At 58.4% G+C, this 22,684-nt stretch carries 21 protein-coding genes; 18 read left to right on the forward strand and 3 right to left on the reverse strand.

From position 1 onward, the window contains the following. Positions 1 to 4 precede the first annotated feature (4 nt). The 8 genes from R8G34_16205 to R8G34_16240 are packed head-to-tail and all read left to right on the forward strand — an operon-like array spanning position 5 to position 9,247. Complete coding sequence (locus R8G34_16205) at positions 5 to 2,095, forward strand: 3-hydroxyacyl-CoA dehydrogenase NAD-binding domain-containing protein (protein ID MDW3224397.1); 2,091 nt, start codon at positions 5 to 7, stop codon at positions 2,093 to 2,095. Positions 2,096 to 2,098: 3 nt separating this feature from the next. Further along, the gene (locus tag R8G34_16210) at positions 2,099 to 3,274 is read left to right on the forward strand and encodes an acetyl-CoA C-acyltransferase (GenBank protein ID MDW3224398.1); all 1,176 of its coding nucleotides are present in this window, start codon (positions 2,099 to 2,101) and stop codon (positions 3,272 to 3,274) included. A gap of 9 nt (positions 3,275 to 3,283) precedes the next feature. Then, entirely contained in the window at positions 3,284 to 4,483 is a 1,200-nt protein-coding gene (locus R8G34_16215; GenBank protein MDW3224399.1) for an acyl-CoA dehydrogenase family protein, read from the forward strand. Next, positions 4,480 to 5,610 carry an acyl-CoA dehydrogenase family protein gene (locus R8G34_16220; protein MDW3224400.1) on the forward strand — a complete coding sequence of 377 codons (1,131 nt, stop codon included), beginning with the start codon at positions 4,480 to 4,482 and terminating at the stop codon, positions 5,608 to 5,610. The genes R8G34_16215 and R8G34_16220 overlap by 4 nt, the downstream gene beginning before the upstream one ends. Then, positions 5,594 to 5,992, forward strand: coding sequence for a PaaI family thioesterase (locus R8G34_16225; GenBank protein ID MDW3224401.1), 399 nt, complete (start codon positions 5,594 to 5,596; stop codon positions 5,990 to 5,992). Before R8G34_16220 ends, R8G34_16225 begins: the two co-directional genes overlap by 17 nt. Further along, a complete protein-coding gene (locus R8G34_16230; protein ID MDW3224402.1) occupies positions 5,992 to 6,762 on the forward strand; it encodes an enoyl-CoA hydratase family protein in 771 nt (256 codons plus the stop codon). The genes R8G34_16225 and R8G34_16230 overlap by 1 nt, the downstream gene beginning before the upstream one ends. Beyond that, positions 6,759 to 7,760: a nitronate monooxygenase gene (locus R8G34_16235; protein ID MDW3224403.1), complete on the forward strand. Its 1,002-nt coding sequence runs from the start codon at positions 6,759 to 6,761 to the stop codon at positions 7,758 to 7,760. The genes R8G34_16230 and R8G34_16235 overlap by 4 nt, the downstream gene beginning before the upstream one ends. After that, on the forward strand, positions 7,757 to 9,247 hold the full coding sequence (locus tag R8G34_16240) for a class I adenylate-forming enzyme family protein (protein ID MDW3224404.1): 1,491 nt from the start codon (positions 7,757 to 7,759) through the stop codon (positions 9,245 to 9,247). The genes R8G34_16235 and R8G34_16240 overlap by 4 nt, the downstream gene beginning before the upstream one ends. Positions 9,248 to 9,305: 58 nt before the next feature. On the opposite strand, the gene rpe is transcribed toward R8G34_16240, so the two are convergent. Beyond that, a complete protein-coding gene (gene rpe / locus R8G34_16245) occupies positions 9,306 to 9,998 on the reverse strand; it encodes a ribulose-phosphate 3-epimerase (GenBank protein MDW3224405.1) in 693 nt (230 codons plus the stop codon). A 133-nt stretch (positions 9,999 to 10,131) separates the two neighbouring features. Between rpe and R8G34_16250 the strand changes: the two genes are divergently transcribed. From R8G34_16250 to R8G34_16265, 4 genes are all read left to right on the forward strand, one after another. Continuing rightward, a complete protein-coding gene (locus tag R8G34_16250) occupies positions 10,132 to 11,151 on the forward strand; it encodes an ABC transporter substrate-binding protein (protein MDW3224406.1) in 1,020 nt (339 codons plus the stop codon). Between the two features lie 5 nt (positions 11,152 to 11,156). Further along, positions 11,157 to 11,924, forward strand: a complete 768-nt coding sequence (locus R8G34_16255) for an ABC transporter ATP-binding protein (protein ID MDW3224407.1) — start codon at positions 11,157 to 11,159, stop codon at positions 11,922 to 11,924. Continuing rightward, entirely contained in the window at positions 11,917 to 12,711 is a 795-nt protein-coding gene (locus R8G34_16260) for an ABC transporter permease (GenBank protein ID MDW3224408.1), read from the forward strand. The genes R8G34_16255 and R8G34_16260 overlap by 8 nt, the downstream gene beginning before the upstream one ends. Before the next feature lie 127 nt (positions 12,712 to 12,838). Further along, entirely contained in the window at positions 12,839 to 13,375 is a 537-nt protein-coding gene (locus tag R8G34_16265) for a peroxiredoxin-like family protein (GenBank protein ID MDW3224409.1), read from the forward strand. A 38-nt stretch (positions 13,376 to 13,413) separates the two neighbouring features. Here the strand turns inward: R8G34_16265 and R8G34_16270 are convergent, their stop codons facing one another. Next, a complete protein-coding gene (locus R8G34_16270; protein MDW3224410.1) occupies positions 13,414 to 15,132 on the reverse strand; it encodes an AMP-binding protein in 1,719 nt (572 codons plus the stop codon). A gap of 25 nt (positions 15,133 to 15,157) precedes the next feature. After that, positions 15,158 to 16,030, reverse strand: coding sequence for a MurR/RpiR family transcriptional regulator (locus tag R8G34_16275; GenBank protein ID MDW3224411.1), 873 nt, complete (start codon positions 16,028 to 16,030; stop codon positions 15,158 to 15,160). 134 nt (positions 16,031 to 16,164) lie between these two features. On the opposite strand from R8G34_16275, the gene R8G34_16280 reads away from it, so the two are divergent. The 6 genes from R8G34_16280 to R8G34_16305 are packed head-to-tail and all read left to right on the forward strand — an operon-like array spanning position 16,165 to position 22,680. Next, positions 16,165 to 16,917 (forward strand): N-formylglutamate amidohydrolase, encoded by a 753-nt coding sequence (locus R8G34_16280; GenBank protein MDW3224412.1) that lies wholly within the window; start codon positions 16,165 to 16,167, stop codon positions 16,915 to 16,917. Then, positions 16,917 to 17,492: a TRAP transporter small permease subunit gene (locus R8G34_16285; protein MDW3224413.1), complete on the forward strand. Its 576-nt coding sequence runs from the start codon at positions 16,917 to 16,919 to the stop codon at positions 17,490 to 17,492. The genes R8G34_16280 and R8G34_16285 overlap by 1 nt, the downstream gene beginning before the upstream one ends. Continuing rightward, positions 17,482 to 18,804: a TRAP transporter large permease subunit gene (locus tag R8G34_16290; GenBank protein ID MDW3224414.1), complete on the forward strand. Its 1,323-nt coding sequence runs from the start codon at positions 17,482 to 17,484 to the stop codon at positions 18,802 to 18,804. Before R8G34_16285 ends, R8G34_16290 begins: the two co-directional genes overlap by 11 nt. Before the next feature lie 47 nt (positions 18,805 to 18,851). Then, the gene (locus tag R8G34_16295) at positions 18,852 to 19,886 is read left to right on the forward strand and encodes a TRAP transporter substrate-binding protein (GenBank protein ID MDW3224415.1); all 1,035 of its coding nucleotides are present in this window, start codon (positions 18,852 to 18,854) and stop codon (positions 19,884 to 19,886) included. Between the two features lie 53 nt (positions 19,887 to 19,939). Continuing rightward, positions 19,940 to 21,304, forward strand: coding sequence for a glutamine synthetase family protein (locus R8G34_16300; GenBank protein ID MDW3224416.1), 1,365 nt, complete (start codon positions 19,940 to 19,942; stop codon positions 21,302 to 21,304). Between the two features lie 2 nt (positions 21,305 to 21,306). Next, positions 21,307 to 22,680 carry an aldehyde dehydrogenase family protein gene (locus R8G34_16305; protein ID MDW3224417.1) on the forward strand — a complete coding sequence of 458 codons (1,374 nt, stop codon included), beginning with the start codon at positions 21,307 to 21,309 and terminating at the stop codon, positions 22,678 to 22,680. The last annotated feature ends 4 nt before the right edge of the window (positions 22,681 to 22,684 follow it).

The raw sequence follows: 22,684 nt of genomic DNA on the forward strand, positions 1-22,684 counted from the left end.
GATGATGACAGATTTGATAGCCTATGCGCGCCACGGTGATGTTGCCGTCCTGCGGTTGCAGAACCCTCCGGTCAACGCCCTGAGTCACGCCGTGCGCCAGGGGTTGATGGCGGGTATGGATCGCGCTGAAGCCGATGTGGGGGTCAAGGCCGTGTTGCTGGTCGGAGCGGGACGCGCGTTTATCGCGGGCGCAGACATCAAGGAATTTGGCAAAACCCCGTTGGAGCCGCATTTGCCGGACGTGTGCAATCGGATCGAAGCCTCGCCGCTGATCGTGGTGGCCTCAATGCATGGGGTGAGCCTTGGGGGTGGGCTTGAGGTTGCGCTGTCGGCGCATTACCGGATTGCGCAGCCTGATGCGCGGGTCGGCCTGCCGGAGGTGCATTTAGGGCTTTTACCGGGCGCCGGGGGGACACAGCGCCTACCACGCGTGACCGGCGTGCCAGCGGCGATTGATATGATCACCTCGGGGCGTCATGTGAAAGCGCCAGAAGCGCTGGAGATGGGCGTGGTTGATCGAATTGAAGAGGGTGATCCTGAAACGGTCGGACTTGCCTATGCAAACGCCTTGTTGGCTGATGGGGTTGCGCGCCGTCCCGTGAGCGAAATGCCTGCACCAGAGCCGGTGGATTGGGATGCAACATACGATGCCGTATTGAAAAAAGGACGCGGTCAGATATCCCCTGCCCAAGCGGTGCGCGCGGTGCAGGCCAGTGTCGAGTTGCCTTTTGCCGAAGGGCTGAAGGCGGAACGGCAGATGTTTTGGGACCTTATGAAAACCGATCAGCGCCAAGGCATGATCCACGCCTTTTTCTCAGAGCGCGCGGTCAGCAATTTGCCCGACCTCAAGGATATCGCCCCGCGCGCGGTCACCGGAGTCGGGGTCATCGGGGGCGGCACAATGGGGGCCGGGATCGCCACAGCCGCGCTGTTGTCAGGCTTGCAGGTTGTTTTATTGGAAATGACAGATGAGGCGGCAGAGCTCGCGCGGGGGCGCATCACGAGCAACCTCGCAGGTGCGCTGAAACGCGGTAAAATCGGCCAAGACGCACATGATTCCATGTTGACCAGCGCGCTCGTGATAGCCACAGAATATGACGGTCTGAAAGACGCTGATCTGGTGATTGAGGCGGTGTTCGAGGAGATGGACGTCAAGAAAACCGTGTTCAGACAGTTGGATGCGGTGTGTAAGCCGGGTGCTATTCTGGCCACCAATACGTCATACCTTGATGTGAATGAAATTGCCGCCGAAACATCGCGACCCGGCGATGTGATCGGGCTGCATTTCTTTTCGCCGGCCCATGTGATGAAGCTGTTGGAGGTGGTCGTGGCAGACCATACGATACCGGATGTTGTGGCCACGGGTTTCGCGCTGGCCAAGCGGATGGGCAAGATCGCAGTGCGTGCAGGTGTCTGTGATGGGTTCATTGGTAACCGGATCCTCAGCACCTATCGCACCGCTGCGGATCACATGATCCTGGACGGGGCCACGCCGTTTCAGATTGATGCCGCGCTGACGGGTTTTGGTTTTGCCATGGGTCCCTATGCGGTGGCCGACCTTGCCGGGCTGGACATTGGCTGGGCCATGCGCAAACGCCTCGCCCCAACCCGTGATCCGCGTGAAAGAGTTGGGCGGTATCCGGATAGGCTCTGTGAAGCCGGGCATTTCGGGCAAAAGACCGGTACCGGTTTTTACGTCTATGAAAAGGGCAAACGGGGTGGCACGCCGAACCCTGACGTGATTGAGTTGATTGACGCAGAACGCGTTGAACGCGATATCACGCCTCGCGATTTCAGCGACGCCGATATCATACGCCGTTACATGGCCGCGATGGCAAATGAAGCTGCCCGTGTGGTGGGCGAGGGCATCGCGCGTCGCCCGCTAGATGTGGATATGGTGTTGCTCTTTGGTTATGGGTTTCCGCGCTTTTGGGGTGGGCCGCTGAAATGGGCGGATCTCGTGGGATTGCCCTCGCTTTTGGCGGATATCAATAGATTTGCGGAAGAGGACGCGTATTTCTGGCGACCCGCGCCTTCGCTAGAAAAATTGGTGGCTGAGGGCCGCACATTTGATGATCTGAACAAGGAGGCCTGAGCCATGAAACAAGCCGTTATCGTCTCTGCCGTGCGCACGGGGTTGGCCAAATCCTTTCGCGGTTCGTTCAATCAGACCCACGGTGCGACCATGGGCGGGCATGTGGTGGCCGCAGCCGTGGCGCGCGCCGGGATTGCGCCGGACCAGATCGAGGATTGCGTCATCGGCTGTGGTTTTCCCGAAGGCGCCACAGGCCAGAACATCGCGCGCCAGATCGCCCTGCGCGCAGGGCTGCCAGTGACGACATCGGGAATGACCGTAAACCGCTATTGTTCGTCCGGATTGCAGAGCATCGCGCTGGCGGCCAATGCGATCATTGCCGAGGGGGCCGGGGCGATTGTCGCGGGTGGTGTGGAGAGTATCTCGCTGGTCCAGCCCAAGACGCAACCCACCCCCGAAGACTGGATCAAAGAGCACAAGCCTGACGTTTACATGGCGATGATCGAAACGGCGGATATTGTGGCCGCACGTTATGGCGTGATGCGCGCGGCGCAGGATGAATACGGTTTGCGCAGTCAGCAGAGGATCGCGGCTGCACAGGACAGCGGTGTTTTTGAGGATGAGATTGTGCCGATGCCCGCGCGGATGGCCGTGCAGGACAAAGAAACTAAAAAGATCACGATGCACGATGTCACAGTGGATAGGGATGAATGCAATCGCCCTGGCACCACGCTGGAAGGGCTTGCGGGACTGAGCGCCGTGCGCGAAGGCGGATACGTGACAGCGGGCAACGCCAGCCAACTTTCCGATGGTGCAGCGGCCGTCTTGGTGATGGAAGCATCGGACGCAGAACGACAGGGGATCACGCCGATGGGGGCGTTCAAAGGGTTCGCAGTTGCTGGCTGTGAACCTGATGAAATGGGCATCGGACCGGTGTTTGCGGTGCCGCGACTGTTGGAGCGCCATGGATTGAACGTCGATGACATTGACCTGTGGGAGCTCAACGAGGCCTTCGCAAGTCAAGCGCTTTATTGTCGCGATCGTTTGGGCATTGATCCCGAAAAGTTCAACGTCAATGGCGGGTCGATTGCGATTGGTCACCCATTTGGCATGACGGGCGCGCGTATGACCGGGCATTTGCTGCGCGAGGGGGCGCGACGGGGCGCGAAACTGGGTGTGGTGAGCATGTGCATCGGTGGCGGCATGGGCGCTGCGGGCCTGTTTGAAATCTATAGCTGAGGGGCGGATATGGACCTGAGATACAGCGAAGACGAACTGGCGTTCCGCGATGCGGTAAACGCATTTCTGCGCGATGAATTGCCCGTCGATTTATCGGACAAAGTGCGCAGCGGTGCCGCCCTGAGCAAGGCGGATCATGAACGTTGGCACGCGATTTTAAATGGCAAAGGATGGTTGGCGCCAAACTGGCCTGCGGAATTTGGCGGCGCGGCCTGGAACGCGGTGCAGCGCCATATTTTCGAGGATGCCTGCGCCATGGCCTATGCGCCGCGCATCGTGCCTTTTGGGTTGTCGATGCTGGGCCCGGTGTTGCAGAAATTCGGGTCCAAAGCACAGCAGGACCATTGGCTGCCACGCATTCTGAGCGGGGAGGATTGGTGGTGTCAGGGCTATTCTGAACCCGGTGCCGGGTCTGATCTGGCCTCGCTGATTTGTGCGGCGGTGCGCGAGGGGGATCATTACGTGGTCAATGGCCAGAAGACGTGGACGACGCTGGGCCAGCACGCCAATATGATCTTTTGCCTTGTGCGCACGGACCGCGATGCCAAGCAGCAAGAGGGGATTTCGTTTCTGTTGATCGATATGGACACACCGGGTATTGAGGTGCGCCCGATTGTGCTGCTGGATGGCGGTGCGGAGGTCAATGAAGTGTGGTTCACGGATGTGCGCGTGCCGGTGGAAAACCTCGTGGGCGAGGAAAACAAGGGCTGGACCTATGCCAAATATCTGCTGACGCACGAGCGCACCAACATCGCGGGCGTCGGATTTTCACAAGCGGGGCTGGCCGCGGTCAAACGCATTGCGCGCGCCGAGATGGCCGGTGGGAAGCCATTGAGTGAAAACCCGCATTTCGCGGCGCGCCTGGCGCAGGTGGAAATTGACCTGATGGCCATGTCCACGACGAACCTGCGGATCATTTCAAAGGCGGCAGCGGGTCAGGCGCCGGGTGTGGAAAGCTCAATGCTCAAGGTCAAAGGCACGATTATACGTCAGGAAATCAACGATCTGGCGCGCCGCGCGGCGGGGATTTATGCGATGCCCTTTGCCTCAGAGGCCGTGGAGGGCTCAAATGATACGCCCCCCGATCCCTTGCAGGCCGGGCCGGTTGCAAAGCAGTATTTCAACAATCGCAAACTGTCGATCTTTGGCGGGTCAAACGAAATTCAACGCCAGATCATTGCCAAGACCACGCTGGGAGGGGCCAAATGAACTTTGACCTGACCGAAGAGCGGCAAATGTTGCAGGATACACTGCGCCGGTTTCTGCGGGAACGCTACACGACCGAAGTGCGCAACGATATCCTGAACAGCGAGACGGGCATGTCGGCGCAGATCTGGCAGGAGCTGGCAGATCTGGGCGTGATCGGTGCCTTGTTTGATGAAAGCGTCGGTGGTTTTGGCGGACGGGGCTTCGATCTTGCCGTTGTGTTTGAGGAATTGGGCCGGGCGGGCGTTGTGGAACCTTTTCTGGATACGGGCGTGTTAGCGGGCGGATTGATTGCCGATCTGGGCGATAACGCGCAACGCCCTTGGGTTGAGCGTATCATTGCGGGATCTGCACAGGTGGCTTTTGCGCATTCTGAACCCACTAGCCGGTATGATCTGAACCGCGTGGCGACCACTGTCTCGACGCAGGGTGACACAATCGTCCTGAATGGACGCAAGGCGGTGGTGGTGAACGCTGAGGCCGCGGACATGCTGGTGGTTTCGGCGCGCGAGGCGGGCGATGTGGATGACGCAGCGGGGATTTCGTTGTTTCTGGTGCCTGCGGGTGCGTCTGGCGTGAGCGTTCAAGGCTATGCGCTTGTTGCGGGCGGGCGCGCGGGAGAGGTCATTCTGGAAGATGTCGCCCTTGCATCAGACGCGCGTTTGGGTCCTGCAGGCGCTGCGTTTGACGCGATCGAAGCGAGGATGGCTGCGGCCTGTGTTGCGCAATGTGCTGAAACGTTGGGCGCGATGGAAACAGCAACTGCTTTGACGCGGGACTATCTGATGACACGCAAACAATTTGGCCGCCCGATTGGCAGTTTTCAGGCGCTGGCGCACCGCATGTCGGATTTGCTGATCGAAATGGAGCAGGCGCGTTCCGCGGTGATCAACGCTGCCGGGCACCTTGAAAGCGACCGAGTGAGCCGCGAGCGTCACGTGGCAGCGGCAAAAAACCTGATGGCGCGCGCTGGGCGATTGGTCGCGGAGGATAGCATTCAGATGCATGGAGGCATCGCCATGACGCAGGCGTATGAATTGGCCCATATCGCCAAACGCATCGTGATGGCCGAGCACAGGTTCGGCGATTGTGATCATCATCTGGAGCGGTTCATTGCCCTCTCCGCCTGAATTTCCCGTCAGCGGCGCGCAAGGATTGATCGGGTATGACGTCAATCTGGATCGTACAACCGGGCGGGCCGAGGTGTCACTTGAGATCGCCCCGCAACACCTTAACCGCAACGACAGCCTGCATGGCGGGATCCTGGCGATGATGCTGGATTCTGCCGCAGGTTTTGCTGCCTCGCTGAGCTTTGGCGGGGAAACCTTGTCCGGCGTAGTGACCGTTTCATTGACCACGCAATTCGTCGCTGCCGTCAGCGCGGGCCGCGTGGTGGCGACTGGTAGTGTGTCTGGGGGTGGGCGAAAGATCGTTTACGCAGATGCGGAATTGCGCGACGCGAACGGCGATTTAATCGCCAAGGCCTGCGGCGTTTTTAAAAGGGTTTCGTAATGGCAAGGATTGAAGATAAGGGCGACCGCCTGATCATTTGGAACGGCAATGCCGCGCGACGGGGCGCATTGACGCCCGAATTATATGACTGCATTGCGCGGGCCATGGCGCAGGCCGAAGACCCGCGCATCCGTGCTGTGATCCTGACCTCGGAAGGGGATTTCTTTTGTGCAGGCGGGGATTTGAACGTCCTGATTGAGCGTCGCAACATCTCAGAGCCGGAACGACGTGAGAAAGTTGATGATTTGCATGGGTTGATCCGAGCGATGCGGGCTTGCCCGGTTCCCTTGATCGCCGCTGTGCAAGGGGGTGCGGCAGGGGCCGGGCTGTCACTGGCGCTGGCCTGTGATCTGATTGTTTCTAGCAAGGATGCTATGTTTACAGCGGCCTACGTAAAGGCGGGTCTGGTGCCGGATGCAGGTTTGACGGCGTCATTGGCACGCAGTTTACCGCGCCCCTTGGCGATGGAAATGTGCCTCTTGGCGCATCCCGTTTCGGCCCAGAGAATGGCCGATCTGGGTGTAATCAACGCGGTGGTTGGTACCGGTGCAACGTTTGCAGCGGCGTCGGATCTTGCCGATGCCTTGTCTCGGGGCCCGCGTAAGGCCCAAGGCATGATCCGTCGTCTTGTAGCCGATGCCTATGAAACCACCGAAGCTGCGCAGCTGGATGCAGAACGCGACGCTATGGCGCATGCGGCAGGGGGCGCGGAAGCCGGCGAAGGGATCGCGGCGTTTCTGGAGAAACGCTTGCCCGAGTTCGGCGCATGATCTGGGACACGGAACTCACCCGCCGTCTGGGCATAGAGCGCCCGATCGTGGCCGGCGGATTGCAGTGGCTGGGTGATGCGCGCTACGTCAGTGCCGCCGCAAGCGCGGGCATCATGGGTTTTATCACGGCGGCGAGTTTTCCAGACCCACAGGCGTTGCGCGCCGAGATTGCGAGCGCCCGAACGGCCTGTGGCACGCGGCCCTTTGGTGTCAATGTGTCGATGCTGCCAAAGCTGGTGCCTGGCGATCAGGTCGAGGATGTTTTCAGGCTGATTGCGGATGAGGGCGTGCGGGCAATCGAAACATCCGGGCGCAATCCCGAACCCTACATCCCGCTGCTGAGGGACCTTGGCCTGACGGTTTTGCACAAGGTTCCCGCCGTGCGTTACGCGATCAAGGCGCAAGCGGTTGGCGTGGATATGGTCTCCATTGTGGGGGCCGAATGCGGCGGGCATCCCGGTCTTGATATGATTGGGTCATTCGTCAATGGCGCTATGGCGGGCGAAGCTTTGGAGATTCCGTTTCTGATCGGTGGTGGGGTCGGGCACGGCAGCCAGTTGATTGCAGCACTGGGCATGGGCGCGGCAGGTGTGGTCATGGGCACGCGTCTTTTGGTGGCAGAGGAAATTTCCGCGCACCGAGGGTACAAACAGGCGCTGGTGACGGCGAGTGAACGGGATACGGCGCTGACCATGAGTTCACTGCGCAACACGGTGCGCACGCTGGCTAATGAAACCACGGCGGAGGTTTTGCGCATGGAGGCCGAGACGCCGGACATCACGATTGGTGATCTGATGCCGCTGGTGTCGGGAAAGATCGGACGCAAGGCCTATGAGTCGGGTGACGTCAGCCGGGGGCTTCTGTCGGCGGGTCACGCGCTGGGCCTGACGGATAAGATTGAGCCGATGGCCGATATTATTGAGCGCATTGAAGTTCAGGCAGTGGCGGCGCAACAACGTTTGGCGGGCGTTTTGCCTGTTGCGAAGGCAGCGGAATGAGCGCGCGCGTCGATGACTTTCTGACGGATCAGGTCGCGGCGCGCGCAGACGCGCGGGCGATGTGCGACGAGACGGGTGCCGACTGGTCATGGGCTGATTTGCAAGCGGCCAGTTTCGACGCGGCGGAATGCCTGAAAACACGCGGGGTTAAGTCAGGGGACAGAGTGGTTATTCTGTGCGAGAACTGCGTGGCGGTCGTTGCCTTCCTGTTTGCCTGTTGGCAGATCGGTGCCATTGCCGTGCCGGTTAATGCACGCCAATCCGCATCAGAAGTTGGTCGCATTCTGGAACATGCCACGCCTGCCTGTGTGGTTTTGACCCCACGCGTTTCGACGGATGCGGAGACCCATGGCACACAACTAGGGGCGAGTGCATGTGCCGGAAAGTTTGGTGATGTGGCCGTTGCCACGCCCTATGCGTCCAATCCTGAAGAGGACGCGCGTATCGCCGTTTTACTTTATACGACAGGGACGACGGGTGTACCCAAAGGGGTGATGCTGAGCCATGAGAACCTGCGATTTGGCGGCATGGCATCGGCCAATTTACGTGAAATGACGGCGCGGGATGTGATTTACGGCGTCTTGCCGGTCACTCATGTTTTTGGGTTAGCCTCCATTGTCACCGCTGCCGCCTGCACGGGCGCTGCGATCCGGTTTGAAGCGCGGTTTTCTGCAGCAAAGCTTTACGAGGCGCTGCGCGGCGGCGTGACCTTACTGTCGGCGGTGCCGCAAATGCACGCGCTGTTGATGCAGTATACGGCCGAGCAAGGGTACGCGCAGTTGGGTTCGCCTGATTTGCGATATGTGTCCTCGGGCGCGGCTCCATTGGATCCTGCCTGGAAGCGGAAAGCGGAAGCTTTTTACGGCGTGGCACTGCAGAACGGGTACGGCATGACGGAAACCACGGCGGGGGTGTCGATCACCAAAAGCTCGTTGGGATCATCGGATATTTCGGTGGGCCCCCCCTTGCCGGGCGTCGAGGTGCGCATTGATGAAACCGTGCCCGGTGGCGGGGACGGCAGCGGAGAGGTGCTGACCCGCGGAGGCCATGTCATGTTGGGATATTTCCGCAACCCGGATGAAACCGCGCGCGCGCTGGATGCGGAGGGCTGGATGCATACCGGTGATCTGGGGCGTCTGGATTCGGCGGGGCGTTTGCATATCCTGGGCCGTTCAAAAGAGCTGATTATTCATGGCGGTTTCAATGTCTATCCGCCGGAGGTCGAGGCCGCCATCAACGATCATCCGCTGGTGATCCAATCTGCGGTCATCGGGCGGATGCATGCGGGAGACGAAGAGGTTTTGGCTTTTGTGCAGGTCGCACCCCAGAGTAACCTGACCGTTGAGGCCTTGCGCGTGTTTCTCAAGGAACGGTTGACGGGTTACAAACGACCAACTCGAATTGTCCTGGCGACTGAACTGCCCGCCGCACCGACGGGCAAGATACTGAAACACAGGCTGCTTGAGGCCTTTGCAGAAAGGCTTTGAAGGGGTAAAGGTGGCCTGAAGCCCACCCTACCCGCGCGGGCTGCGTTTCCTTCAGATATCAGACGTAGGTACCATTTGCAGCGTCGCGGATCGCGCGGATGTTTGTGCCGTAGGGTGCAGGATCAGAGACCGATCCGCCCCGGAACACTGCCGAGCCCGCGACCAGAACGTCCGCACCGGCCTTGGCCACCAAGGGCGCGGTTGTCGGATCCACACCGCCGTCGATTTCGATGTGCACGGGGCGATCACCGATCATGGCGCGCAACTGGCGCACCTTGTCGATCTGGCTGTGAATGAACTTTTGCCCGCCAAAACCGGGATTCACTGTCATCACACAGATCAGATCGACCATATCAAGCAAGTACTCCACGGCACTTGCCGGGGTGCCGGGGTTCAGCGCCACGCCAGCTTTGGCACCGGCGTTGCGAATGGCCTGAACGGTGCGGTGGATGTGCGGGCCAGCTTCCACATGGGCGGTGATCACATCAGCGCCAGCTTTTGCAAAGGCGTCGATATAGGGATCCACAGGCGCAATCATCAGATGCACATCCATCACGCCCTTGATGTGCGGACGGATCGCGGCACAGGTGGCGGGGCCAAAGGTGATGTTAGGCACAAAATGCCCGTCCATTACGTCGACATGGACCCAATCCGCGCCTTGTGCCTCAATCGCTTCGCACTCGGCGCCAAAATTGGCGAAGTCGGCAGCGAGGATGGAGGGAGCGATTTTCAGCGAGCGGTCAAAGGACATATGCGAACCTCAGCAGGTGTCAGGGTTGGGGCCGCTATAGCCTTGGGGCAGGGAGAGAGGCAAGAGGCGGTCTTGCAGCTTTGGCTGGCTGGGGTAATGTTTGATCAAATGCGCAGAGGTTTGGGAGAACACCATGTTGAAATTCAATCGCCGCCAAAGCATCGCAACACTCGGGGCCGCAGCGGCTGTGGGGCTGGCCGCGCCAGCCTACGCGACGGGCAAGAAGATCACCCTTGGTGCGTTGCGGTTCACCAGCCATTCCGGCAGTTTCATCGCGTTTGAGCGCAATTATTTCGCCGATGCAGGCCTTGATGTGGACCTGAAGTTCTTTCAGGCTGCGCAACCCATGGCCGTGGCCATTGCCAGCGGCGATGTGGATTACGCCGTCACCGCGATTTCGGGTGGTCTGGTATCTCTGGCCGACAAAGGCGCCATCAAGGTCATCGGCGGCGCACTGTCCGAAGAGCCTGGCATCGACGGGCAGAAGATCCTTGCCAGTGATGCGGCATTTCAGGCGGGTCTGACCACGCCAGCCGCGTTGGAGGGCAAGAGCTTCGGGATGTCCACGGCTGGGTCGTCTTTTCACTATATGGGATCCAAAGTCGCGGCAGCCGAAGGCGTTTCGATGAGCTTCAAACCCTTGCAAAAGGTGGGCGCGATCATTGGCGCCTTGAAAACCGGACAAATTGATGCCTGGTCGATTGTGCCTCATATTGCTAAGCCGCTGGCCGGGTCGGGGGCGGTGCATATCATTGGCAATATTGCGGATTATCTGCCCGATTATCAGGTGACGACAGTGTTTACGTCGGCAACGAACGCGGCGAATGAAAAGGCAATGACGCAGGATTATCTGGCGGCCTACGCCAAGGGTGTCGCGGATTACAACGCCACGATGATTGCGCAGGCGGATGGACAGGCAGGGGTCGACGCAATGGTCGATCTGATCCACAAATATGTCTACACGGATCGACCGCGTGAGAAGGCGGCGCCGTCAATCATCAATGGCACCATGCGTTTGAACGAGGGGGCGGCATTGAATGTGGCCTCGGTGCGCGACCAGTTGCAATGGTTCCAGTCAGAGGGTCTTGTGGGAGAGGACATTACGCTCGATACGCTGCTGGATACTTCCTATGTCGACACGGTTGGCAGCTAGACCCGGTGGAGCTTCGTCTGGCGGGTGTCGGTCACAATTACGGTGCGCGCGAAGTGTTGCGCGGCATTGATCTGGAGGTGCCGGCAGGAAAGATCGTCTGTGTTGTCGGGCCATCGGGATGCGGCAAATCCACCTTGTTGCGCATGATGGGCGGGCTGGAAGAGCCGGATCAGGGCGAGATTGTTCAGGTCGGCGCGGTGCCAGAGGGGTGTCTCAATCCGCTGACCTATATTTTTCAGGATTTCGCGCTGCTGCCGTGGCGTACTGTGGCAGGTAACGTATCGCTTGTGTTGGAGGATCATGGGCTATCCGCGTTGGAGCGATCTACATTGATTCAGGATGTCCTGACGCGCACACGGCTTGGCGAGTTTGCGGACGCCCTGCCGCGGCAGCTATCGGGTGGCATGAAGCAACGGGTGGCGATTGCAAGAGCGCTGGTGGTCAATCCTGCCGTGATGCTGATGGATGAACCGCTTTCCGCGCTGGACAGTCAGACGCGCGAATTGCTGATGGATGATCTGGTCGGATTGTGGACGCGGGCGCCGTTCACCGCCGTCTATGTGACGCATAATCTGGCGGAGGCGGTGCGTTTGGGGCATCGCATAGTTGTGCTGTCGCGCAGGCCCGGCGAAATTCGCGAGGTGTTGACCCTAGATACACCGCTGGCGGAGCGTCGCTTTGGCGATGCGGAACTGGAGCTGCAACAGCGGCATTTGTGGGAGGTCATGCGGGCCGAGGCCGCAGCCGCAGATGCGGAGTTGGTGGATGGCTGATCCAGCGCGCAAAGTGCCATTTCGCGGCGGCGGGTTCGCGCCTGTGACGCGGCGCTGGGTGGGTTTTTGCGCCTTTGCGTTGCTGATCCTCTTTGCGGAATGGGGCACGCGAGCCGGGTTCATTTCTGCTTTGACCCTGCCGCGTCCCAGTGATGTCTTGATGACCTTTCAGGAGCTTTACGTATCCGGATTGCTTTTCAAACATCTGTTGCCCTCGCTGAGCCGGTTGGTGGTCGGGGCCGCCCTTGGGGTCACGGTGGGCGTTGGTGTGGGGCTGTTAATGGGTTTGTTTTCCTATATCCGGGCAGGTCTGGTGCCGTTGGTTGCGGCGATTTTCCCGATCCCCAAGATCGCGTTGTTGCCGTTGTTCGTGATCTGGTTCGGGATTGATGAAGGCAGCAAATATGCCTTGATCGCATTTGGCACCTTCACACCGACCGTCGTGGCGACCTATGCGGCCGTGGACAATGTGGACCGTACCCTGATCCGCATGGGACAGAGTTTTGGGCTTACGTGGCAGTCGATTGTGCGCAAGATCGTCCTGCCCGGCGCGATGCCGGGGATTCTGTCGGGGCTGCGCATTTCGCTGGCAATTGCGATTATCCTGCTGGTGGCGGCTGAAATGCTGGGCGCGGAATATGGCATCGGCGCATATATTCTGGAGGCCGGGTCGCTTTATGATCTGGAACGTTTGTTTGCCGGTGTGGTCATTTTGTCGCTGTTGGGTGTGATCACAAGTGCGGCAATTGGCGCAATCGAGCGACGCGTATTGCGGTGGCGTAGCTGAAAGGCCTTACAGGACAGGCAGACGATGCATTGTAGGAAATCACAAGCATACGTGAACTGGGGGCGCTGGTCTTACACAGCCTTTCGTGAGACGACCGGCGCGCAAACACACCAAAAGGAATTCGAACATGCTGATGCCTCGTGAAAAAACTCCGGACCTTCAAGTGCCGCTTTTGGGGGGCGGGCAGTTCGATTTGTCAAACGATGGTTCGGAAAAAGGCACCGTGGTGTGTTTTTATCGTGGTTTGCATTGCCCGATCTGTGCGACGTATCTGACTGAGTTGGAAAAGCGCACGGCCGATTTTGCTGAACGTGGTGTCAAGACCATCGCGATCAGTTCGGATGGGCAAGAGCGTGCACAGGCCATGGCCGATAAGATTGAGGCAAAGACCCTGCGTTTTGGATATGATCTGAGCCTTGCGACAGCGCGCGAATGGGGCCTGTATATTTCGACGTCACGCGGCAAGACATCGATCGGAATCGAAGAGCCAGCGCTGTTTTCTGAGCCGGGATTGTTCATGGTGACGCCGCAGCAGACACTGTATTACGGGTCGGTTCAGACGATGCCCTTTGTGCGGCCGCATTTTTCAGAACTGGTAGGTGCGTTGGATTTTGCCATTGCCAATGAGTACCCGGCGCGCGGTGAGTACAGCGGCGCCGTCTGATCCAATAGCGCGGCTTGCGCCGCACGACATGTCCCGGATCAATCCTGACTGGATTGATCCGGTGTGGGTGCGCAGGCAAGGTCAGCGATCATCTGATCCCGCATGATGAATTTTTGAGGCTTGCCAGTAACGGTCATGGGCAGATCTGTCTTGAATTGGACATGCGCGGGCACTTTGAAATGCGCAATGTTGTCTTTGCAGTATTGTCTTATGGCGTCCTGCGTCTGGGAAACGCCGTCCTTGAGCACGATCCAGGCGCAGGTGATTTCGCCTAAAGCGGCATCCGGGATGCCAAAAACCTGCACCTGCGCGATGTCTGGATGGGTGTAGAGGAATTCCTCGATTTCACGCGGGTAGATGTTTTCTCCGCCGCGTAGGATCATGTCTTTCAGACGCCCTGTAATCGCACAATACCCGTCAGGATTCAGCGTGCCGAGGTCTCCGGTGTGCATCCAGCCGTCCTGATCGATGCTACTGGCGGTTTGGTCGGGCTCGCCCCAATAGCCTTGCATCACCGAATAGCCGCGGGTCAGCAGTTCGCCCTGTTGTCCAGTGGGTACGGTATTTCCATCCGGATCCACGATGCGCACTTCCACATGGGGATGAATGCGTCCGACGGAGGAGACGCGTTGTTCCAGCGGATCATCCATATTGCTTTGAAAGGAGACCGGGGAGGTTTCCGTCATGCCATAACAGATGGTCACTTCGCCCATGTTCATTTGGGATTGCACCTGCTTCATGACTTCGATCGGGCAGGGTGCCCCGGCCATCACCCCGGTGCGCAGGGAGGAAAGATCGTAGGTTTCAAAATCCGGCAGGGCCAATTCATTCACGAACATGGTGGGCACGCCAAAGAGGGCGGTGCAGGTTTCTTCGGACACCGCATGCAGGGTTTCGCGTGGATCAAACCCTTCGCCTGGCACAACGATGGTCGCCCCCTTGGTGACGCAGCCCAATGTACCCATGACCATGCCGAAGCAATGGTAAAACGGGACCGGGATGCAGAGCCTGTCCTTTGCGGTGAAACCCATCGTCCAGGTCACAAAATGGGCGTTGTTGACGATATTGTGGTGCGTCAGGCTGGCGCCTTTGGGATTGCCAGTGGTGCCGGAGGTGAATTGAATGTTGATCACATCATGGGGGTCCAGCGTGCCGCTAACAGCATCCAGATCGGCGCGTAATACGGTATCACCTGAAGCGCAGACACTGTCAAAGCTCAGCATCCCGGCAGGGACATCGGGTCCCATGACCACGATGTGACGCAGGTGCGGCAGTCTCCTGGCGTTGAGAGGCGCATCTCCTTTCAATTCAGGGGCCAGTTCACGCAGCATGCCGGTATAGTCCGAAGATTTGAACGCACGCGCCGTGATCAGGGTTTTGCAGGCGACCTTGTTGAGCGCATATTCCAGTTCCGACAGGCGATAGGCAGGGTTTATACACACAAGGATGGCACCGATACGGGCTGTCGCGAATTGTGTGAGCAACCATTCATAGCGGTTGGGGGACCAGATCCCAACCCGGTCGCCTTTTTGCAGACCTAGAAGGTGCAATCCGCCAGCGAGCCGGTCGACTTCGCGGCTGAACTCCGCGTAGCTCCAGCGGATATCTTGAGCGCGGAAAACGGATGCCGGGTGGTCCGGCAGTGCAGCCACGGTTTGTGCAAGCAGGTCGGGAATCGTGAGATTGAGCAGGGGTGTGGCGGTATCCCCGATTACATGGGACAGGCCATTGCGGGGGCGTCGGTCATGCAGGGCCATGTGGTTCCTTTCCGGGCGGCGTGTATCAGGTGAATTTACGGAAAAGTTTGGTTTGATCAAACATATCTTCCAGCGTCTGCATCCGGTCCTTGGTGTCGGACCACATGAGATCCTGCACCGCTGCAATTGCCGTTTCAACGAGCAAGAGCGTTGTGGCGGCGGAGTCCCAGGCAGAAGGAACTACGATACGACTGGAAAACGAAATCTCCGCCAGCCGATGTACAGGAGAGCGCCATTGATCGGTAAAGAGGATGATTTTTGCGCCACGTTGATGCGCCATTTCCGCCAATTTCAGTGTGTTGCTTTCATAACGACGCACGTCAAAGATCACGAAGGTATCACCCGGTTTCACATCCAGCAGGTAATGGGGCCAGGCGTTCGAGGTAGATTGGATGTGTATCACGTCGGGTCGGATCATCTGCATGTGCAAAAACAGGTATTCGGCCACTGTGTGCGTAATCCGCCCGCCCACGATGTGCAGGCGTGACGTGGTATCTGCCAGCTGCGCGCAAGCGGCGTCAAAATCACCGGTGTCGATTTGCGCCAGAGAATGGCGGATGTTGTCGATCACGGCATCGGTGAAGCGATTGAGCATATGACCAGAGGGCACGCCCTCGGCCCATGTGTCATGTTTCGCGATGGGGCTTTGGACTTTGGCCTTCAATTCTTCGCGCAGGTCGGATTGGAATTCCGGATAGCCTTTGAACCCCAGCTTCTGAACCATGCGTGCGACTGTTGGGGTCGATACATCTGCGTCCTGCGCCAAGGTTGAAATGGGCCCCAGTCCGGAGGCGGGATAGTTTTGCAGGATGGAATCGGCCAGTTGCCGTTCGGCGCGCGTCAGGCTGTCGAGCCTTTCCTGAATGCGGTCTGCGATGGTGAGGTCGGCCTCTTTCACGAGATGTGCCTTTGATTTGACGGATTTTGTTACAGGAATATAAAAACTGAAAGGATCGTTTCATTATTGTGTTGACAGAATCCCGATCCGGCAAGAGATTTGTGCCAATCGGGGGACGAATGACGCCAAAAACCATGTCTGATAGGGGGATTTCACCTGTCGTGGTCAGCCGCGAAAGCGGTGCGTCCGGCATTGTCCTGGTCTGCGAACACGCGTCCAAGGCCATTCCCGAGGCGTATGGCGATCTGGGTTTGAGTGCGGCCGCGCGCGACAGCCACATCGCGTGGGATCCCGGCGCGCTTGGCGTGGCGCAGCGATTGTCAGAGTTGTTGGATGCGCCCTTGGTCGCTGGCGGCGTGTCCCGTCTGATATATGATTGCAATCGCCCGCCCGAGGCACCGGGCGCGATGCCCGTCCGGAGCGAAGCCTATGATATTCCCGGTAATGCAGCCCTTGACGCTTCTGCTAAGGCCAAGCGCGTGGCGCAGGTATACGCTCCTTTCAAGGCCGCCCTGTCCGAAGTGTTGTCGCTGGTACAGGCCCGTGCGATGATCACCATCCACAGTTTTACACCTGTTTATCTGGGCCAGCCCCGCGCAGTTGAAATCGGCGTGCTGCACGATGCAGACACGCGACTGGCGGACGTAATGATGGCTGCTGCGCAACATCATACTGACCTGACCACACGCCGAAATGACCCTTATGGTCCGCAGGACGGCGTGACCCACACACTTCAGGAACATGGTGTCAAACGTGGTTTGCTCAATGTCATGCTGGAAGTGCGCAATGATCTCATCGCCACGCAAGAGACGCAAAGCGCGATGGCGGATACGCTGGCGCCATGGCTGGCAGAGGCCGTTGCCGCAACGTTGGAGCCGCAGGCATGATGCGATTGGCTGCGCTATACGTGCGTGTTGTCGATGCGGTAAATTACCGGATTGGGCGAGCCATGATGTATGGCATCTTTGTGATGATGGCTATTTTGCTCTGGTCTTCCGTGTCCAAGACGTTTTTTCTGCCCTCGCTCTGGACGCTGGAAATCGCGCAATTCGCCATGGTCGCCTATTACATCATGGGCGGGCCTTATGCGGTGCAGATGGGTGCGAACGTACGTATGGATCTGTTTTACGGCACCTGGTCCACGCGAAAAAAGGCGTGGTTTGATGCGTTCACCGTGCTGCTGCTGATTTTTTATCTGGGCATTCTGTTTTATGGGGGCCTCAGTTCGACCGCCTATTCACTGGGCTATTGGGGGCAGGAACCGCTGGCGTATTTCGCGGGACTTGTGACCGGGGCGGAAGAAATTGGGCGGCTCGAACGCTCCAGCACCGCATGGCGCCCCTATATCTGGCCGGTGAAGTCCATCATGGTTTTAGGCTTTTTCCTGATGTTGTTGCAGGCGATTTCTGAGCTGATCAAGGATATTGCCACCCTGCGCGAGGTTGATCTCAATGTCGTATGAGATGATCGCGCTACTGATGTTCGCATCCATGATGCTGATGATGATGACCGGACAGCGCGTGTTCGGGGCCATCGGCGGCGTGGCGGCGATCGCCGCCGTGCTGCTCTGGACGCCGGGCGGGGTGAATATCCCATTTTCCTCTGCGATGAAGCTGATGAAATGGTATCCGCTGCTGACGCTACCGATGTTCATTTTCATGGGCTATGTGTTGTCGGAATCCAAAATAGCCGATGACCTTTATAAGATGTTTCATGTCTGGATGGGCCCGGTATCGGGTGGCCTGGCGATTGGGACGATTGGCCTGATGGTTCTGGTTTCGGCGATGAACGGTCTGAGTGTGGCAGGCATGGCCATTGGTGCCACCATCGCGCTGCCCGAACTGCTGCGCAGGGGCTATGACAAGCGCATGGTAACGGGGGTGATACAGGCAGGATCGTCCTTAGGAATCCTTGTCCCGCCCTCAGTTGTCTTGGTGCTTTATGCGATGATCGCGCGCCAACCCGTTGGGCAGTTGTGGCTGGCGGGCGTGGTGCCGGGCCTGATGATGGCGGCAGCGTTCATTTTGTATATCTACCTGCGTTGCAAGGCGAACCCGGCTTTGGGGCCAGTGTTGCCGCCGGAAGAATACACCGTCCCACTGGGTGAAAAACTACGGTTGTTGCGGGCCGGTTTGTTGCCGGTTGTGATCTTCATGGCGATGATGGTGCCTTTTGTGAATGGCTGGACGTCTCTGGTGGAAAGCTCGGCAATAGGGGCGATCACGGCCTTTGTCGCGGCGGTGCTCAAAGGGCGCATGAACCGTGAAGTGTTTGAAACTTCGGTCCGCCAGACCTTGGCGATTTCCTGCATGTTCATGTGGATCATTCTGGCGGCCTTGGGTTTTGGCGCGGTTTTTGACGGGCTCGGTGCCGTCAAGGCAATCGACACGCTTTTCACTGAACAATTGGGCCTCAATCCCTGGATGATCCTGATCCTGATGCAACTGAGCTTTTTGCTGATGGGGACGTTCCTGGATGACACCGCGATGCTGGTCATTGTCGCGCCGCTCTATGTGCCGCTGGTGGCGGCTCTTGGGTTTGATCTGATCTGGTACGGCGTGCTCTATACGATCACCACGCAGATCGCCTATATGACTCCGCCTTTTGGCTATAACCTGTTTTTGATGCGCGCGATGGCCCCGCCCGAGATTACACTGCGCGATATATATACCTCGATCCTGCCTTTTGTGGGGGTCATGCTTGTGTGCCTCGCGCTGATCATGACCTTCCCGCAAATTGCCCTGTGGCTGCCGGAATACGTTTACGGAAAATAACCAAGACCCCGCAGAAGGGGGCGTTCATTTCAACAAGGAGAACCACCATGACGACAAGACGTAAGTTCATCACCACCGCTGCCGCAGGGGCCGCTGCTGCGCCGCTGGCCGCCCCCGCACTCGCACAATCCACCATCAAATGGCGGATGCAGACCTATGCTGGCCCCGCGCTGGCCGAACATGTGATCAAGCCCGCCATCGACAGTTTTAACAAGATCGCTGGCGACCGGATGCAGATCGAGCTGTTCTTTGCAGACCAGTTGGTGCCAACGGGCGAATTGTTCCGCGCCATGCAGAACGGTACCATCGACGCGGTGCAATCGGATGATGATTCCATGGCCTCGCCCACGGATGTGACTGTATTCGGGGGGTACTTCCCCTTCGCATCACGCTATTCTTTGGACGTGCCGGTCCTGTTCAACCAATACGGTTTGAACGAAATCTGGGACGAAGAATACTCCAAGGTTGGCGTGAAACACATCTCTGCGGGCGCATGGGATCCTTGCCATTTCGCCACCAAGGACCCAATCAATAGTCTTGAAGACCTTAAGGGTAAGCGCGTCTTTACATTCCCGACTGCGGGTCGGTTCCTGACGCAGTTTGGCGTCGTGCCTGTAACTCTGCCATGGGAAGACATTGAAGTCGCCGTACAAACGGGTGAGCTTGACGGTATCGCCTGGTCGGGCATCACCGAAGATTACACGGTTGGATGGGCTGATGTGACCAACTACTTCCTGACCAACAACATCTCCGGTGCCTGGGCGGGATCGTTCTTTGCCAATATGGAAAGCTACAACGCGCTGCCGCCGGATTTGCAGGAGTTGCTCAAGGTCTGCATGGATCAGTCGCACTATTACCGTCAGTGGTGGTACTGGGGCGGTGAAGCTAATCTGCGCGTGAATGGTACAAAAATGTCATTGACCACGATTCCGGATGAAGAATGGCAGCAGGTTGAGGACGCGGCACTTGTGTTCTGGGACGAAATTGCCGCCGAAAGCCCAACCAAGGCAAAGGTTGTAGAGATCTTCAAGAAATACAACGCGGATATGGTGAAGGCTGGACGCCCTTACCGTTACGGCTAAACTTGCAGGGGCGGCTTCGGTCGCCCCAACCTCAATTTGGAACGGAATTCCTGATGGCTGGCACGCTGAGTTTTGATCAACTGAAATCGCAGGTCGCGGAGGGTGCGGTCGACACCGTTCTGGTCTGCTTTGTCGACATGCAGGGGCGCCTGACCGGTAAACGCTTTCACGCCGCCAATTTCGTCGAGCATTCCTATGCAGAAACCCATTGCTGCAATTACCTGTTGGCTACGGACCTCGAAATGGCGACGCCAGAAGGTTATGCGACCACGTCTTGGGCCTCTGGGTATGGCGATTATGTGATGAAACCGGATCTTGAGACCATCCGCCCGGTGCCATGGCTGGAGGGAACGGCGATGGTGCTCTGTGATCTGCTGGATCATCGTACCCATGATCTGGTGCCACAAGCGCCGCGCACCATTTTGAAACGCCAGATCGCGCGCCTTGAGGCGATGGGTCTGACGCCGATGATGGCAACGGAACTGGAATTCTTTCTGTTTGAGAAGAGCTTTGATGATATCCGCAAAAACGGCTTCCGGGATCTGACCCCGATCAGCGGGTACAACGAGGATTATCACATCTTCCAGACCACCAAGGAAGAAGCCATCATGCGCCCGCTGCGCAACCATCTATATGCGGCGGGCATCCCGGTTGAAAACACCAAGGGTGAGGCGGAGACCGGCCAAGAAGAGCTGAACATCCGTTACGCTGAGGCGCTGGCTTGTGCGGATCATCACTCTATCGCCAAACATGCGGTCAAGGAAATTGCTTGGCAGCACGGGCATGCAGCCAGCTTCCTGCCCAAATGGGCAGCGGATAAAGTCGGTAGTTCTTCGCACGTTCATCAATCCCTCTGGGAGGGGGACACGCCCGCGTTTTACAATGCCAAAGACAAGCTGGGCATGTCGGATGTGATGAAACACTACATGGCCGGGCTGATTGCTTACGCGCCTGATTACACGTGTTTTCTGGCGCCCTACGTGAACAGCTACAAACGTTTCGCCAAGGGCACTTTTGCGCCGACAAAAACCGTCTGGTCCGTGGATAATCGCACCGCTGGGTTCCGCCTGTGCGGTGACGGCACCAAGGGTGTGCGCGTAGAGTGCCGCATCGGCGGGTCCGATCTGAACCCATACCTTGCGCAGGCCGCGATGCTGGCTGCCGGGATCAAAGGGATCGAGGACAAGATGGAACTCTCCGCCCCAACGCAAGGCGATGTTTACGAGGACGCCAAGGCTGCGGATATTCCCCAAACGCTCAGGGCGGCCACGGAGACCTTGCGCGGGTCGAGCATGTTGCGCGAAGCGATGGGGGATGAGGTTGTGGATCACTATACTCGTTGCGCCGAGTGGGAGCAGGAAGAATTTGACCGCGCGGTCACGGATTGGGAAATCGCGCGCGGTTTTGAAAGGGCATAAAGATGACAATCACCTGTATTTCGCCGATCAACGGATCGGTCTATGCGACGCGTGCGACGCTCAATGAATTTGAGGCGGCTGAGGCCGTTGCAAAAGGGCGCGCGGCGCAGATCATGTGGGCTGCGCGCCCCTTGAGCGAACGCATCGACATGGTGATGCAGGGCGTCGCCAACATCGGGGCCATGAACGACGAAATCGTGCCGGAACTGGCTTGGCAAATGGGTCGGCCTGTGCGGTACGGCGGCGAGTTTGGTGGATTTAACGAGCGCGCGCAGCATATGGCGCAGATCGCCGAAAGTGCGCTGTCTGATATTGAGGTAGAGGACAGTGGTGATTTCCGCCGTGTGATCAAGCGTGTACCGCATGGGTTGGTGCTGGTCGTCGCACCTTGGAATTACCCCTATATGACCGCGATCAACACCGTTGCGCCTGCCTTGATTGCGGGCAACGCGGTGATGTTGAAACACGCCAGTCAAACACCGCTGGTGGGAGAACGGTTGGCGCAAGCCTTTGCAGATGCGGGCGTACCTGAAGGGGTGTTCCAGAACGTTTTCCTGGATCACCAGACAACGTCCGCCCTGATTGCGGATCGTGCCTTTGGGTTCGTGAATTTTACCGGATCGGTGGGCGGTGGCCAGGCCATGGAAGCTGCCGCACAAGGCACGTTCACAGGGCTGGGACTGGAACTGGGCGGGAAGGACCCCGGCTATGTGATGGAAGACGCGGATATCGATGCGGCGGTGGACACCTTGATTGATGGCGCGATGTTCAATTCCGGGCAATGCTGCTGTGGGATCGAGCGGATCTATGTGCTCGAGAGTCTTTTCGATGACTTCGTGGCCAAAGCTGTGAAGATCGTTGAAGGGTACAAACTCGGCAATCCCATGGACCCCGACACGACGCTTGGCCCGATGGCACAAGCCCGGTTTGCCGACATGGTACGTGGCCAAACGGCGGATGCGGTGGCGGCCGGGGCCAAGGCGCTGATTGATCCGGCACTGTTCCCCGAGGATGATGGCGCTTATCTGATGCCGCAGATCCTTGTGAATGTGGATCATACCATGCGGGTGATGCGTGAAGAGAGCTTCGGCCCTGTTGTTGGCATTATGGCCGTCAAGGATGACGCCGAGGCGATCCGCCTGATGAATGACAGCGATTATGGTTTGACCGCATCGCTCTGGACCAGGGATATTGCGCGCGCCGAAGCCATTGGGGATGCCATTGAAACCGGTACTGTGTTCATGAACCGGGCCGATTATCTTGATCCGGGCTTGTGCTGGACCGGGTGCAAGGATACGGGCCGTGGGGGCGGATTGTCGGTGATCGGCTATCACAATCTGACGCGCCCTAAATCGTTTCATCTCAAAAAGGTCTGATCTG

The sequence above is a fragment of the Paracoccaceae bacterium genome (assembly GCA_033344815.1).
In the GTDB taxonomy this organism is placed as follows: Bacteria; Pseudomonadota; Alphaproteobacteria; order Rhodobacterales; family Rhodobacteraceae; genus Roseobacter.